At 65.7% G+C, this 312-nt stretch carries 1 protein-coding gene; it reads right to left on the bottom strand.

Annotated elements, in window-relative coordinates; all coding sequences use genetic code 11:
• The coding region (locus AC5RWT_RS38160) for a Phenylacetic acid catabolic protein (RefSeq protein ID WP_494084727.1) at positions 1 to 312 on the bottom strand (312 nt) is incomplete at both ends.

The raw sequence follows: 312 nt of genomic DNA on the forward strand, positions 1-312 counted from the left end.
GAGTACTTGGCCTTGCCCGACATCAGCTGCTCGTTGAGCACGTGGCGCGGGGTGCCCAGCGTCTCCGTGGCGGAGTAGAGGTAGAGCCCGTGGCCGGCCTCGTCCTGCACCTTGGCCATCAGGATGGCCTTGCGCTTCAGGCTGGGGGCGCGCGTGATCCAGTTGGCCTCCGGCTGCATGCCGATGATCTCGGAGTGCGCGTGCTGGGACATCTGCCGGGTCAGCGTCTTGCGGTACTTCTCCGGCATCCAGTCGGCCGGCTCGATCCGGGAATCCTCGGCAATGATCTTGTCAAAGTAGGCCTGTCCGGCC

This window comes from Arthrobacter sp. Dra40, from assembly GCF_059091905.1.